The organism is Limnobacter alexandrii, from assembly GCF_005871185.1.
GTDB lineage: Bacteria > Pseudomonadota > Gammaproteobacteria > Burkholderiales > Burkholderiaceae_B > Limnobacter > Limnobacter alexandrii.
In genome coordinates this window covers 146,776-160,321 of sequence record NZ_SWKN01000008.1, presented here as the reverse complement: position 1 = coordinate 160,321, position 13,546 = coordinate 146,776, and the positions used below count along the sequence as shown (strand labels likewise).

Genomic DNA, 13,546 nt, shown 5'->3' with positions numbered 1-13,546 from the left:
GAGCAAACAAGCGAGTACAAACAACCAGACTGCATCACAGGCGTTTGAAAGCCACACGCCGATGATGCAGCAGTACCTCACGCTGAAAGCCGAATACCCCGACAAGCTGCTGTTTTATCGCATGGGCGATTTTTACGAGCTGTTTTTCGACGATGCCCAACTGGCTGCACAGCTGTTAAGAATCACCCTGACCCATCGCGGTCAATCTGCAGGGCAACCCATCCCCATGGCGGGCGTGCCATTTCATGCAGCCGACCAATACCTCGCCAAATTGGTGGCACTGGGTCACTCAGTGGCCATTTGCGAACAGGTGGGCACACCAGGCCTGACCAAAGGCCCCATGGAACGCAAAGTGGCGCGAGTGGTTACACCCGGCACACTCACCGAATCCACGCTGTTGCCCGACCAGGAAAACAAAACACTGCTCAGCTTGTTCTCCGAGGACGGCAAATACTGGGGCGTAGCCTGTCTTGCACTGTCGGCAGGTTCAATACGCCTGCTGGAATGTGATGCAGGGGCACTGGCAGCGCACATCAGCCGTTTCAATGCCGCCGAGGTGCTGGTGAATAACCGCACATGGGCACAGCAAAGCCAAATTCCAGCCTGTATTGAGCGCCCGGCCTGGCACTTCGATGCCGGTTTTGCCCAAACCCATTTGCAAACCGTGTTGCAGGCAAGCAACCTTGAAAGCCTCGAGCTGCACAAAGCCCGGTTGGCCATTCCAGCCATGGGCGCGGCGTTGCAATATGCCAAGGAAACTCACCTCAGCATCGACACCTTCAAACACGTGTCCGACATCCAAGTAGAGCACGAGCAAGACTTTCTGGTGCTGGATGAGGCGGCACGTCGCAATCTGGAACTGACTGAAACATTGAGGGGCGAGCCCGCCCCCACCCTGTTTTCACGCCTCAACCGCACAGGCAGCGGCATGGGTGCAAGGCGCTTGCGCCAATGGTTGCTAGAGCCCCTTCGCAGCATTGCCTGCATTGAAGCGCGGCAAAACAAAATACAGCATCTGCTTTCTACTTTGGGCCAGGCGCCAGAACCTGCCTGCTTCAACCTGGTTAAAACATTGCGGGCAATGGCCGACATTGAACGCATCAGCAGCCGCGTGGCGATGCAAACTGCCAAGCCCCGCGACTTGCTGGCGCTGCGGGAAAGCCTGCAAGCCCTGCCCCAAGTGGCTGAATTAATCAGCCGCTTTGGCGACAGCGAATTCAACTCTGCCTTGCTGGCCCTTCAGGCCCCACCCGAACTGCTGGCTGAATTGATGCAGGCACTGGCTGAAAATCCGCCTGTGCTGATTCGTGACGGTGGTGTAATTGCCGACGGCTATCACGTCGAGCTGGACGAATTACGCAACATTCAAACAGGCAGCGGGCAGTTTTTGATTGAGCTTGAAAAACAGGAGCGCGAAGCCACAGGCATTGCCAACCTGAAGGTTGAATTCAACCGGGTGCACGGGTTTTACATCGAAGTGAGCAGCGCGCAGGCCGAAAAGGTGCCCGCGCATTACATTCGCCGGCAAACCATGAAAAATGCCGAGCGCTACATTACCGAAGAACTGAAAGCCTTTGAGGAAAAAGCGCTGTCGGCCAAAGACAAGGCCCTGAACCTAGAAAAAGTCATTTATGAAAACCTGATGACGTGGCTTGGTCAGTTCACCCCGTTTTTGCAGCGCTGCGCGCGGGAGTTGTCTGAACTCGATGCCTTGGCCGCATTGGCGATCGTGGCTTTTGAAGCCAACTGGGTACGACCACACATGTTGCCTCACGCCCTGCTGAATATTCAGCAAGGCCGCCACCCAGTGCTGGAAGTGCAAGTGGAGCAATTCACACCGAATGATTGCGCCTTGCACCCCGGCAAACACATGGCATTGATCACTGGCCCCAACATGGGCGGCAAAAGCACCTACATGCGCCAAACCGCACTCATCGCGCTTCTGGCTCACATGGGCAGTTTTGTGCCGGCAGCCAGTGCGCAAGTTGGTGTACTCGACCGAATTTTTACGCGCATTGGCGCATCCGATGACCTGGCAGGTGGCCGCTCCACCTTCATGGTTGAAATGACTGAAGCCGCCACCATTGTTCGCCAGGCCACGCCGCAAAGCCTCGTGATCATGGACGAAATCGGACGCGGCACCTCGACATTCGACGGTTTGTCCCTGGCCTGGGAAATTGCAAAACGATTGGCCAACACCAACAAGTGTTTAACGCTGTTTGCCACACACTATTTTGAAATCACAGGGCTGGGCCATGAATTGGACAGCATATTTAATGTTCACTTGTCAGCCACCGAGCACCAAGGCAAGCTGGTGTTTTTGCACCGCATTGAGGCAGGCCCTGCAAGCCAGAGTTATGGCCTGCAAGTGGCCAAGTTGGCCGGCTTGCCAGCCCTGGTTGTGAAAAATGCACAAAAGCGCCTAGATCAGCTTGAAGCTGAAAAGCGGGCCATGACCGCCCAGGTAGACCTGTTCGACCCGCCAGCCGAAACAGACACAGAAGCACCAGCCAACGCACAGCATGTGAACCTGATTCTCGAAAAACTCAACGAGATTGACCCCGATGAACTCAGCCCCCGAGAAGCACTGCAGTTGATCTTTCAGTTGAAAGGTTTACAGACATGAACTTGCGCCGCGCAGCCATCAAAGCCTGTGCGGTCGCCCTGGCCACATGGATTGCCGCGGCGCAAGCCAATGAGCACCAAAATACTTTCAGCTTTGCACTCATCGGTGATCAACCTTACAACGACTTTTTCGAGCCAGCCACTGACAGCCTGATTCAATACCTTGCGCAAGAAACCGACATTCACTGGATTTTGCATGTTGGTGACATCAAGGGTGGCAATGAACCATGCAACAACGAATTGATCACACGTCGCATTGCTCAATTGCAGCGTAGCGAGAAACCATTGGTGTATGTGCCTGGTGACAATGAGTGGACCGACTGCCACAGGCCGTCCAATGGAAATTTCAACACCCAGGAACGCCTGAATTTTTTGCGCCAGCAAGCATTCTCACAGCCCAATTCACTGGGCAAAACAAATTTCAAGGTCAGGCAACAAAGCAGCCACCCCTACCCCGAGCATTTGATGTGGACACAAGGCAGCACGCTCTTTGTGAGTTTGAATATTCCCGGTAGCAACAACGACTTGCTCAACCCCAAATCCAGAAAAACCACTTCAAAAAAAGCGGAGCAATTGCTCAAAGCGCGTGATCAAGCGATGAATGCCTGGCTTGGCGAAGCTGAGGCACTGTTCAACAATCCTGACACACGCCCCACAGAAACCGTGATTGCCATTCAGGGCAATCCAATTGACGGCTCAGGTGGTGCAAGTACCAACCCTGCGAAGAATGGCTATACCAGCTTTATGATCAGGCTGGTGAAGTACATCAAGGCCACTGGGCGACCAGTACTGCTGGCCCATGGCGACACCCACCGGTTCAAATGGGACAAACCCAGTCTTGAACGATTTGGGGGAACACCCGAGACAGACGCATTGTTCTATCGGGTCGAGGGCTGGGGGCACCCATTCATGAATGCCTGGGTACAGGTGAAGATCACGCCAGGCAGTGCACAGCCTTTTGAGGCCCGCAGCATCTCGCTGCCAAGCCCCACCGCACAAAACTGAATTTGATAATTAATTCAGTTTGCCCGCACCCGGATTGGGCGCAACACTGAACAACGACTGTGCAGCAGCGCCTTGCGCTTTCTCTTCTTCGTTGGCTGCACGAATGTCCAGCACCTTCAAGTGATAGCGCAATGCCATGCCGGCGAACGGGTGGTTACCATCCAGCACCACTTTGCCTTCGGCAATGTCGGTCACTGTCCAAACCCGGCCAAAACCCGTGTTTTCCTCTGTGGCCTGCTCATCTGGCTCGTTCTCGTCATCAACAGGCACTTCTTCCAGTTGCATGCCAATTTCAAGTTCTTCGCCAAACATTTCAATGTCTTCAACCCGCATCAGCTCTGGGTCGAAGTCACCAAATGCATCCTCAGGCTCAAGTTGAACAAACACTTCATCGCCAATAACCTTGCCTTCGACCGCCTCTTGCAACTTCGGAAACACTTCATTCTCGCTGCCCTGCAGGTAAATGATCGGCTCGCCACCGTGTTCCTGAATCAGTTCACCCTGCGCATCACGCAGCTCAAAATCAAGGGTAACCACCGTGCCGTGCTCAACAATCATCGTACTTAACTCCAGAAATCAGCGCCCGAACAGTGGGCAGTCTTTTAAGGTGGCCTATGATACCCGTAATCGATAAATCACCCAAATAAAGCCCCCTCAGATGATCAAACCCCTCACCCACATCGCCGAGCTTTCTGTACAGAAGTTCATGACCGAGCACTGGCATCTCAAACCATACTTGTTTCGCCAGGCATTTCCAGGTTTTGAACCACTGTGCGATCTGGACACCATCGCCGAGATGGCGTCGGATGAAGACATTGAAAGCCGACTGATCCAACACAGCAAAACAGGCTGGACGCTTGAGCATGGCCCGTTCGACGAGCTGCCATCGATGAAGAAAAAAGCTTGGACTGTGCTGATTCAAGGCATTGATCACCACCTGCCCGAGGCCTATGACCTGCTACAACTGTTCCGGTTTATTCCCGATGCGCGCCTTGACGACGTGATGTTGAGCCTGGCCAGCGATGGTGGTGGCGTGGGCCCGCACTATGACTCCTACGATGTCTTTTTGCTTCAAATGCACGGCAAACGACGCTGGAAGATTGGACCACTTCCAGACAAGGAACTCGAGGAAGGCGTGCCACTGAAGATTCTCAAAAACTTTGAGCCGACAGAAGAGTTTGTACTCGAGCCGGGTGACATGCTTTACCTGCCCCCGAACTATGGGCACGATGGCATTGCTGAAGGCACCTGCTCAACCCTCAGCATCGGCTTCAGGGCACCCACGCAGGCAGAGGTTCTCAGCGGCATCTTGCGCGACATGGCTGATCAAATTGATCAGGATCCCACCATGACCCAAACACTGTTTTCTGACCCCGCCCGAGGGTTACAGAAAAACCCTGCAGAAATTCCTGACGATTTGCTGAATTTCGGTCGCGATCTGATTCAGCAATTTTCAGCGCAATCGCCCCAAATCCAGCGCAGCATGGGGATTTTGCTCACAGAACCCAAGCCACATGTGTATTTTGTAAACAACACCGAGGACCAAGAAACACCGGAAATAATTAGTGTACTTGGCGAGCGCGGCATTGCATTAAGCATGAAAACTAAAATGTTGTTCAAGGGTGGGGTTTTCTACATCAACGGCGACGCTGTCAACCCCACCGATGCCCACACCGTTAAACAGCTGCAAATGCTCGCAAACCAGCGTGAAATGGAGCCAATCGACGCTGCAGAGGCTTTAAAAAATCCTGAATTCCAGTATTTTTTGATTGGTTTTGCAAAAGCCGGTTGGGTAGAAACCCTAATATGATTAATTTCATTTAGAATTTGAAACGACTCGGCAAAGTCAATAGAATTTTGCTTCGAAAATAAGGTCGAAACAATGACTTGAATTTGACAGGCTATTCGTTAGAATTTGCAGAGTTTTCCGCTTGAGTGCTTGAACACCCAGCAGGAAAATGGGTGATTCTGGGTTCTCTTGTGAGCCTATTTGCTCTAAAAAAGACGCTTGAATCGGCGTCTAGTTCGTGACCCCAAAAGGAATAAACATGAAAAACTCAATTTTGATCGCATCTTTGTTTGCAGTAGCATTGGCCGCTTGTGGCAAGAAAGAAGAAGCAGCGCCTGTTGAACCAGCAGCGCCTGCAGTAACTGAGCAAGCTCCTGCCGCTGCTGAGCCAATGGCTACAGAACCAGCAGCAACTGAGCCAGCAGCAACTGAGCCAGCCGCTACTGAGCCAGCAGCAGCTCCAGCTGAAGAAGAAAAGAAGTAAATTCAATTCGCTTGTAAAAGCGATTGAAAGTAAAAAGCCCCAAATAAAAATTTGGGGCTTTTTTTATGCTGCCACTTGCCTTGAATCAAGGCTGGTCCAGCCAAAGCCTGCCTCTTGGCAGGCAATGTCAAATGCAATTCCACGTGGGGTTAGAACCTCAGCCCACATTTGCTGAACCACCTTGGGACAATTTGTAGTTTGGCTTAAATGTGCGGCCACCACGAACTGCAGATTTCCAGAATCAAGCTTTCGCAGAATATCGCAAGCCACCTGGTTGCTGAGGTGACCATAATCCCCTCCTACCCGCTTTTTCAAGCTAGGCGGATAAGGCGAATTGGACAACATCTCAGGGCAGTGGTTGGATTCCAGAATCAGGGCATGAGCCCTGTTCAACATGCTGATCAGGTGCGGTGTGGCACTTCCACAATCAGTGAGAATGCCCGTAACAAACCCTGACCCCGACTCAATCAACATTTGAATGGGCTCGGCTGCGTCATGGGGCACAGGAAAGGGATGCAGGGTGAGATTCTTCACTTGGAACGTTGAATGGCTGTCAATCAGCACCACCCGCCCCGACTCCAAGTAATCTTGGTCGCTTAATTTTGATCGCAATGCTGCACGCCAGGTGCCGTGCGTCAGATACACGGGCGTGCCAAATTTGCGACTGAACTTGAAAACCCCACCAATGTGATCGCCGTGCTCATGCGTAACCACAATGGCATCCACATCGTCGGGGGTAAGCCCGACCCGCTCCAGGCGACCCACAGTTTCCTTGACAGCAAAACCGCAATCCACCATCAAGCGCGTCGGCCTTTCAGTCAGCCTGCATTCGAACAGCCAACTATTGCCTTCACTGCCACTGCCCAAACTTGCAAAACGCACACCAATTACCGAAGTTTGCCGGCCAGCTTCGTCGCAGCCTCTTCGGAAATTGCCGCATCAACAGCCGCACCACGCTCGGAAGTAAACTTCACCGAGGTTGATTTGTTGCCCTCAGGCGCAACCACCACCTGGAAACGTTGATCAGCCTTCAGTGACTTGTCGTCCGAGGCACCACCAAAAATTTTTCCGAAGAAACCTTTCTTTTCGCCTTCAGCCGAGGCCGAATCGGGAGTGTACTTCACGTAGTACACGCCGTTGGAGCGGTCACGGTCTTCGACGATAAAGCCAGCTCGATCAAGCCCGAAACCCACACGGCGCCAGGCCAGCGGGAAATCTTCGGCCAAGAGGATCGACGTTCCATCCGGTTTCTTCTGAACTGAAATCAACTCTTGGGTGGCGGGACGACCAGCCGCAGCAGCAGCCTGCTCATCACCTGTCAGCTTCGCCATCAGGCGATTCAGCATTTCGGCTTCAAGTTCGGGATCAGAGGGGCGATTCATCCACACCAGGTTGGATTGAGCCTGATCGGTGTAGTTTTCTTCCATGCCACGGTGGGTCACGAAAATTTCAACACCACCGTCAATGGGCTCCACCCGGGTACGGTAACGGTCGCGGGTGTTGCTGGAATACAAACCATCAAACACGGTACCGATAACCTTGCGAATTCCATCCAAGGGAATGTTTGCCCGGTTTTCAGCCCAGTTGGTTTCCATCAAACCAATTTTGGGATCATCTACAGCCAACTCGAACCCAGTGTCTTTCCAGAATTCGCGAAGCTTGGGCCACAGTTGCTCCGGAGGCATTTTCACTTCCAGAGAACGCAGGTTGCCCACGCGTTTTATTTTCACGTCATCAGAAGACACCAAAACAGGCTCGGCTTGCGCTTGAGCCCGTGCACCCGCTGGGCGAGTACCGCCTCCGCTGTAGAACGACGAGGCAGACACGGAACCGGAACCTGACTCGCCTGGAATCAGGAATTGCTCATCGGCCGACTGCGCAGTCAAGTCGGGGGGCACTTCAAGCCCCTGCTCACGCTTTTCAGCGGTGCGGTATGCTGTTTTCTGTCCTTCCACGGCCTCTTTGTAGGAGGCACAGCCTGCAGCAGTGGATACTGCCGCAGCAATCAGCAACAGCTTGAAAGGGGTCATCTTGTTCAATTCCATGTGTTTCACAGCCTTAAGTCGTCTTTAGTCGATCAACCGGTGCGCACGCAGGGCGGCGTCCACGGTTTGGTGAAAATTGGATTCCAGTCGGGTCAAAGGCAAACGAACGCCGGGTGCCATTTTGCCCATTTTGCTCAATGCATACTTCACGGGAATTGGATTGGCCTGTACAAACATGGCCTGGTGCAAATCCAGCAAACTCAAATTCAAGGCATGTGCAGTTTTCGCGTCGCCTGCAATGGCCGCTGCACAAAGCTCGTGCATCAACTTCGGGGCAACGTTGGCTGTCACCGAAATATTGCCTTTCCCGCCCATCAGCATCAAATTAACTGCTGTGGGGTCGTCTCCACTGTACACGGCGAAATCGGGCGCGGTGTCGCGAATCAACCAGGCACCACGTTCAAGATTGCCAGTGGCCTCCTTGATACCTACGATGTTATCCACCTGGCTTAAGCGAACCACCGTGGAATGTGCCATGTCGGCCACCGTGCGGCCGGGCACGTTGTACAAAATTACCGGCAAATCAACAGCTTCGGCCACCTTGCGCATGTGCAGGTAAATGCCTTCCTGGGTTGGTTTGTTGTAGTACGGTACCACCTGCAAGCTGGCAGCAGCACCCACCTTGCGCGCAAACTCGGTCAGTTCGATGGCCTCGGTGGTTGAATTGCCACCAGTACCCGCAATAATTGGTATGCGTCCAGCAGCTTGCTCAACCGCCACACGGATCAATTCCCCGTGCTCTTCCACATCCACAGTGGGCGATTCGCCAGTGGTTCCTACCGCCACAATCGAGTCGGTGCCTTGTTCAATATGCCAATCAATGAGCTGACGGTAGCTGTCATAGTCCAGCGACCCGTCTTCAAACATCGGCGAAACAATCGCGACAATGCTGCCAGTGATCATTTAGTCCCTTTGAGTGAGTGTTATTGTTCCAGATTGTATCTCAGACCAAGCGCCTGTAATGCCCATGGCCCGTTGAATCATTGCAGGGCTTGGAACGCTTCGCAGCCCTTGTTCAAATCGCAGAATATTCAATGCAGACATGCGGGAAAGCAACTCGCCCGGCTGCAGCAAAAACTGTGGGCTGCGTGGCGAACCGAATTGCGCATTCCCGTCCATAAAGGTTTCGTAAACCAGCACTGCATTTTCAGACTTCAAGTTACCCAAAAGGTTCTCAAAATGGGGGCGATGCAGGTAGTTGGTCACCACGATCAAGTCATATAGCTGCCCAGCCAGGGGCCAGTCGACCTGCTCCAGGTCCATCACCTCAAAATCCACATTCGCGGGCCAATCGGTATCGGGCAAATGTTTATCGACCGCATGCACCATGTAGCCCAGACTGGCCAAATACAACGCATGTCGTCCACCGCCACAGGCAAGGTCGAGTGCTCTTGCACCAGGCTTGACCAAGCCCGATTCAAGAAGACTTCCCAGGCAAAGGCGCACCCATGGCGAAGGTGCCATGGCAGGGTTAGCGTGAGGTTCACTCATTTCAGGAATAATCCAGACCCATGTGCTTGCGCACATCCTGCATGGTGTCGTTGGCCATGGCACGCGCGCGCTCACAACCCTCACTGATTATTTTGCGCACCAGCGTCGGGTTCTCGGTGTACATCGCTGCGCGTTCGCGCATGGGCGCCAACTCGTCAGTCACCGCTTGAATAACTGGTTCTTTACACTGAATACAACCAATGCCGGCCGATTTGCAACCTTCTTGCACCCACTGCTTGGTGCTGGCGTCAGAATACACTTCGTGCAACTGCCACACCGGGCACTTGGCAGGATCGCCCGGGTCGGTGCGGCGCACTCTGGCCGGGTCTGTGGGCATTTTTCGCACTTTCTGGGAAATATTCTCGGGTGTTTCGCGCAAGGCCAAGGTGTTCTGGTAGCTCTTGGACATTTTCATGCCATCAAGACCCGGCATTTTGCTGGCTTCGGTCAACAAGGCCTTGGGTTCCAGCAAAATCGGCTTGCGACCAATTTCGGCACCCTTTGCATCCAGCAACTTTTCCTTGCTGTAAAAGTGGTTGAAACGCCGCGCAATTTCTCGAGTCAGCTCAATGTGCGGCACCTGGTCTTCACCCACGGGCACTTGTGTTGCGCGGTAGATGAGAATGTCGGCCGATTGCAGCAATGGGTAGCCCAAAAAGCCGTAGGTGGCCAGGTCTTTGTCGCTGAGCTTTTCCTGCTGGTCTTTGTAAGTGGGCACGCGTTCAAGCCAGCTCAATGGCGTGTTCATCGAGAGCAGCAAATGCAGTTCGGCATGCTCGGGCACTTTGGACTGAACAAACAGAGTGGCCTTCTCGGGATCAACCCCGGCAGCCAACCAGTCAACCACCATGTCCCACACGTTTTCCTTGATCACTTCGGGGGTTTCGTAGTGCGTGGTCAGCGCATGCCAATCGGCGACAAAAAACAGGCAGGGAAACTCGTCTTGAAGTTTCACCCAGTTTTTCAACACACCGTGGTAATGGCCAAGGTGTAACAAACCGGTTGGGCGCATGCCCGACAATACGCGTTCAGCAAACATGGTGACTTAGAAATTAAACAAAAGGGTTAGCACGCTCAACCCGGCGCTAACAATGGGCTGAATGAATATGGGCAAGATACCCAACATCAGGAGTGCAATGAGCACGATCATGCCATAGGGCTCGGTGCGGCTGAAACTGTAGGCTGCAGAACTTGGCAGGAAGCTGAACAGAATTCGACCGCCATCCAGCGGCAAAATCGGCAGAAGGTTCAAGGCAGCCAACACCAGGTTCACCACAATGCCTGCCTTGGCCATCTCGGCGAAAAAGGGCTCGTTCAATCCGGTGACAATTTGCAACTTCAGGCTAAGCGCCCACATCAAAGCCATGACGAAATTGGCACCAGGCCCGGCAAAGGCAACAAAACGAATGTCTTTTTTCGGGTCGCGCAAGTTACCAAAATTCACGGGCACAGGCTTGGCCCAGCCAAACAAAAAGGCGCCAACCCCCATCAGGCTTGACGAAACCAAAATTGCGATTGGCACCAGTATCGTTCCCACTGGGTCTATGTGCTTGATCGGGTTCAAGGTGATTCTGCCTGCGTACATCGCCGTGTTGTCTCCGTACATGCGCGCCACATAACCGTGCGCTGCCTCATGCAGGGTAATTGCAAACAACACCGGCAAGGCGTACACCGCAATGGTTTGAATAATGCTTGCATCCATCACAGCTCTTCCTGTTCTTCAACGTTCACTGGTTCAAGTGAGCCGGTCAATGGCCCTGCACCAATGCGCACAACCACGGGTTCTTCGGCGGTCCAGTCAATCACTGTGGTGGGAAATGCACCGCAGTACTCGCCGTCGTCCACAATCAAATCCACATCATTGCCCACAGCCTCTTGGGCCTCCCAACCGCTGCGTGCTGGCTCTTCCATGCCAGGCAACTGCAGCGTTGTGGCAATCAAGGCACCTTCAATGTGTTCGAGCAAACCTTGCACCACGGCATGGGCCGGCACACGCAAACCAATGGATTTCTTGGATGGGTGCGAAACCCGCTTGGGTACTTCCTTTGTGGCTTCAAGAATGAAGGTGTAAGGCCCGGGAAAAACCGATTTCAACAAACGGTATTGAACATTGTTCACCTTGGCGTAGCTGCCCAGTTCACTCAAGTCCTTGCACAGCAAGGCCAAGTGCTGCTTCTCGGAAATCCCTTTCAGCCTGCGCAAACGCTCTACTGCGTTTTTATCATCCAGGTGACAAACAAGCGCATAGCAACTGTCTGTGGGAATGGCGGCAATGCCTCCAGAATTGATCAGGTCAGCGGCCTGCTTGCACAAACGCGATTGCGGATTTTGAGGATGTACGTTGAATAACTGCGCCAATGGGGATCCTGTTAGCTGAACAACTTGCCCCAATTATCCCAGATTGGCACGCAACCATCGGGCAGCCGGGGCAATTCACCCAAATTAACCCTGGATTCAGTGGGACCGTGAAAATCCGATCCACGCGAAGCCTTCAGCCCGGATCGAACCGATTTGCGCGCATAGGTGGCGTACTGGTCCGTGGTGTGGCTTCCTGTAACCACCTCAATTCCAACACCACCCATTTTCACAAACTGCTCAACCAGTTCATCCATCTGCATGGGGTTCAAATCGTAGCGACCCGGGTGTGCAATCACCGGCAAACCGTTTGAATCCAGAATCCAGTCCACTGCCTGCTTCAAACTGGCCCATTCATGGGGCACATAACCCGGCTTGCCAGGGGTCAGGAAACGTTCGAACACTTCACGAATATCGGTACACACCTTGCGCTCGACCAAACAGCGGGCAAAGTGAGTTCGGCTGATCAGGTTGGGGTTGCCCACATACTTCAGCGCACCTTCGTACACACCCTCAATACCCACCTTTTCCAGCTGTCGCGACATTTCCATGGCCCGCTCGGTTCGCCCGTGGCGCACACTGGCCAAACCCTTTTCAAGCGGTGAATTCTCGTAGTCAACATTCAAACCCACAATGTGCAGGGTTACTGCAGACCAGGTCACCGAAATTTCAACACCGGGGATGAAAATCATATTGTGCTCGGCAGCCGCCTTGGCTGCACGGGCCAAACCACCCACTTCGTCGTGGTCGGTCAAAGACCAAATTTGCACGCCATTGGCGGCTGCACGCGCGGCAAGCTCCTCAGGCGCCAGGGTGCCGTCCGACACAGTGGAATGGCAATGCAAATCTGCATTGATCAAGTGCGGGTCGTTCCAGTCCAGTTTGTTTGCTAAAAGTGGTGCTGCTGTACTCATACCTTTGCAATCCGCTTATTGGGCCGATTGCTCCAATTCAACTTGCATCAACCAGGCCAATTCTTCTTCAGAAAAACCGGCTTGGGCACGAGCCTTGAAATTGAAAGGTGAACGAGGCTGGGGAGCGGTGTACTCTCGCAAGCAATGCTCGAACGCTTCAATGGGATCGCGCAATTCATTGTTACACACTTCATTGAACCAGCGGTTGCCAATGGCCACATGCCCAATTTCATCACGCAAAATAATGTCCAGCACTTCGGCACTCTCGGAGTCGCCAGCTGCAGCCAATTTCTCGCGTATGGCGGGCGATACATCCAACCCGCGCGCTTCCAGAAGCCGCGGCACCAAGGCAAGCCGGGCCAAAAGGCTGTGTTTGGTTTTTTCGGCCATTTGCCACAAGCCGTCATGCGCAGGGTAGTCGCCATAAGTCAAACCATAGGCAGCCAATCGGTCGCACAGCAAGGTGTGGTGGTAGGCCTCCTCCTTGGCCACCTTCAACCAATCCAGATAAAACTGATCAGGCATGGAGGAAAACCGAACCAGAAGGTCGAGCGCCAAATTGATTGCATTGAACTCAATGTGCGCCAGTGAGTGCAGCAACATGCCCCGCCCCACCGGCTGGCTGACTTTGCGTGTGGGCACCCGTGCAGGGTGAACCAATTCCGGCTTGTCTGGACGACCCACACCCGGCGAAAACTCCGCTTCACTGCCAATTGGCAGGCTTTCATCAATCGCCAAAACCAGACGCACCTTTTCCACGGCGTTTTTACACACCAAAGCCTGCAAAGCGGCATGTCTTAAAGTTTGTTCCAGTTCACTGCCCATAACCACACTGCAC

At 53.4% G+C, this 13,546-nt stretch carries 14 protein-coding genes; 4 read left to right on the top strand and 10 right to left on the bottom strand.

The genetic code is table 11. The features are described from left to right. The first annotated feature begins 61 nt into the window (after positions 1-61). Together mutS and FCS97_RS10340 are read left to right on the top strand one after the other, a co-directional pair. Positions 62-2,626: a DNA mismatch repair protein MutS gene (gene mutS / locus FCS97_RS10345; RefSeq protein ID WP_138518613.1), complete on the top strand. Its 2,565-nt coding sequence runs from the start codon at positions 62-64 to the stop codon at positions 2,624-2,626. Next, positions 2,623-3,630, top strand: coding sequence for a metallophosphoesterase family protein (locus tag FCS97_RS10340; protein ID WP_138518357.1), 1,008 nt, complete (start codon positions 2,623-2,625; stop codon positions 3,628-3,630). Before mutS ends, FCS97_RS10340 begins: the two co-directional genes overlap by 4 nt. 9 nt (positions 3,631-3,639) lie before the next feature. On the opposite strand, the gene FCS97_RS10335 is transcribed toward FCS97_RS10340, so the two are convergent. Next, positions 3,640-4,188, bottom strand: a complete 549-nt coding sequence (locus tag FCS97_RS10335) for an FKBP-type peptidyl-prolyl cis-trans isomerase (RefSeq protein ID WP_138518356.1) — start codon at positions 4,186-4,188, stop codon at positions 3,640-3,642. A 100-nt stretch (positions 4,189-4,288) separates the two neighbouring features. On the opposite strand from FCS97_RS10335, the gene FCS97_RS10330 reads away from it, so the two are divergent. Both FCS97_RS10330 and FCS97_RS10325 read left to right on the top strand, forming a co-directional pair. Further along, a complete protein-coding gene (locus FCS97_RS10330) occupies positions 4,289-5,440 on the top strand; it encodes a cupin domain-containing protein (RefSeq protein WP_138518355.1) in 1,152 nt (383 codons plus the stop codon). A gap of 238 nt (positions 5,441-5,678) precedes the next feature. After that, positions 5,679-5,903, top strand: coding sequence for a hypothetical protein (locus FCS97_RS10325; RefSeq protein ID WP_138518354.1), 225 nt, complete (start codon positions 5,679-5,681; stop codon positions 5,901-5,903). A gap of 63 nt (positions 5,904-5,966) precedes the next feature. Here the strand turns inward: FCS97_RS10325 and FCS97_RS10320 are convergent, their stop codons facing one another. Genes FCS97_RS10320 through FCS97_RS10280 form a run of 9 tightly spaced genes read right to left on the bottom strand, consistent with a single transcriptional unit; the run spans position 5,967 to position 13,533 of the window. Further along, entirely contained in the window at positions 5,967-6,785 is an 819-nt protein-coding gene (locus FCS97_RS10320) for an MBL fold metallo-hydrolase (protein ID WP_171035268.1), read from the bottom strand. 5 nt (positions 6,786-6,790) lie between these two features. Then, positions 6,791-7,948, bottom strand: a complete 1,158-nt coding sequence (bamC, locus tag FCS97_RS10315; protein WP_138518352.1) for an outer membrane protein assembly factor BamC — start codon at positions 7,946-7,948, stop codon at positions 6,791-6,793. A gap of 24 nt (positions 7,949-7,972) precedes the next feature. Beyond that, positions 7,973-8,851 carry a 4-hydroxy-tetrahydrodipicolinate synthase gene (dapA, locus tag FCS97_RS10310; protein WP_138518351.1) on the bottom strand — a complete coding sequence of 293 codons (879 nt, stop codon included), beginning with the start codon at positions 8,849-8,851 and terminating at the stop codon, positions 7,973-7,975. Then, positions 8,852-9,439 (bottom strand): class I SAM-dependent methyltransferase, encoded by a 588-nt coding sequence (locus FCS97_RS10305; RefSeq protein ID WP_138518350.1) that lies wholly within the window; start codon positions 9,437-9,439, stop codon positions 8,852-8,854. A 1-nt stretch (position 9,440) separates the two neighbouring features. Continuing rightward, positions 9,441-10,478, bottom strand: coding sequence for a tryptophan--tRNA ligase (trpS, locus tag FCS97_RS10300; RefSeq protein ID WP_138518349.1), 1,038 nt, complete (start codon positions 10,476-10,478; stop codon positions 9,441-9,443). A gap of 6 nt (positions 10,479-10,484) precedes the next feature. Continuing rightward, positions 10,485-11,141, bottom strand: coding sequence for a site-2 protease family protein (locus FCS97_RS10295; RefSeq protein WP_138518348.1), 657 nt, complete (start codon positions 11,139-11,141; stop codon positions 10,485-10,487). Beyond that, on the bottom strand, positions 11,141-11,797 hold the full coding sequence (locus FCS97_RS10290) for an L-threonylcarbamoyladenylate synthase (RefSeq protein WP_138518347.1): 657 nt from the start codon (positions 11,795-11,797) through the stop codon (positions 11,141-11,143). The genes FCS97_RS10295 and FCS97_RS10290 overlap by 1 nt, the downstream gene beginning before the upstream one ends. Before the next feature lie 11 nt (positions 11,798-11,808). Beyond that, the gene (locus FCS97_RS10285; RefSeq protein WP_171035266.1) at positions 11,809-12,708 is read right to left on the bottom strand and encodes a 3',5'-nucleoside bisphosphate phosphatase; all 900 of its coding nucleotides are present in this window, start codon (positions 12,706-12,708) and stop codon (positions 11,809-11,811) included. 15 nt (positions 12,709-12,723) lie between these two features. Continuing rightward, the gene (locus FCS97_RS10280) at positions 12,724-13,533 is read right to left on the bottom strand and encodes a ferritin-like domain-containing protein (RefSeq protein WP_138518346.1); all 810 of its coding nucleotides are present in this window, start codon (positions 13,531-13,533) and stop codon (positions 12,724-12,726) included. Positions 13,534-13,546 lie beyond the last annotated feature (13 nt).

Coding starts and splice junctions, on each gene's coding strand:
- mutS (WP_138518613.1), top strand. CDS start 62: ATGATGCAGCAGTACCTCACGCTGAAAGCCGAATACCCCGACAAGCTG.
- FCS97_RS10340 (WP_138518357.1), top strand. CDS start 2,623: ATGAACTTGCGCCGCGCAGCCATCAAAGCCTGTGCGGTCGCCCTGGCC.
- FCS97_RS10335 (WP_138518356.1), bottom strand. CDS start 4,188: ATGATTGTTGAGCACGGCACGGTGGTTACCCTTGATTTTGAGCTGCGT.
- FCS97_RS10330 (WP_138518355.1), top strand. CDS start 4,289: ATGATCAAACCCCTCACCCACATCGCCGAGCTTTCTGTACAGAAGTTC.
- FCS97_RS10325 (WP_138518354.1), top strand. CDS start 5,679: ATGAAAAACTCAATTTTGATCGCATCTTTGTTTGCAGTAGCATTGGCC.
- bamC (WP_138518352.1), bottom strand. CDS start 7,948: ATGGAATTGAACAAGATGACCCCTTTCAAGCTGTTGCTGATTGCTGCG.
- dapA (WP_138518351.1), bottom strand. CDS start 8,851: ATGATCACTGGCAGCATTGTCGCGATTGTTTCGCCGATGTTTGAAGAC.
- FCS97_RS10305 (WP_138518350.1), bottom strand. CDS start 9,439: ATGAGTGAACCTCACGCTAACCCTGCCATGGCACCTTCGCCATGGGTG.
- trpS (WP_138518349.1), bottom strand. CDS start 10,478: ATGTTTGCTGAACGCGTATTGTCGGGCATGCGCCCAACCGGTTTGTTA.
- FCS97_RS10295 (WP_138518348.1), bottom strand. CDS start 11,141: ATGGATGCAAGCATTATTCAAACCATTGCGGTGTACGCCTTGCCGGTG.
- FCS97_RS10285 (WP_171035266.1), bottom strand. CDS start 12,708: ATGAGTACAGCAGCACCACTTTTAGCAAACAAACTGGACTGGAACGAC.
- FCS97_RS10280 (WP_138518346.1), bottom strand. CDS start 13,533: ATGGGCAGTGAACTGGAACAAACTTTAAGACATGCCGCTTTGCAGGCT.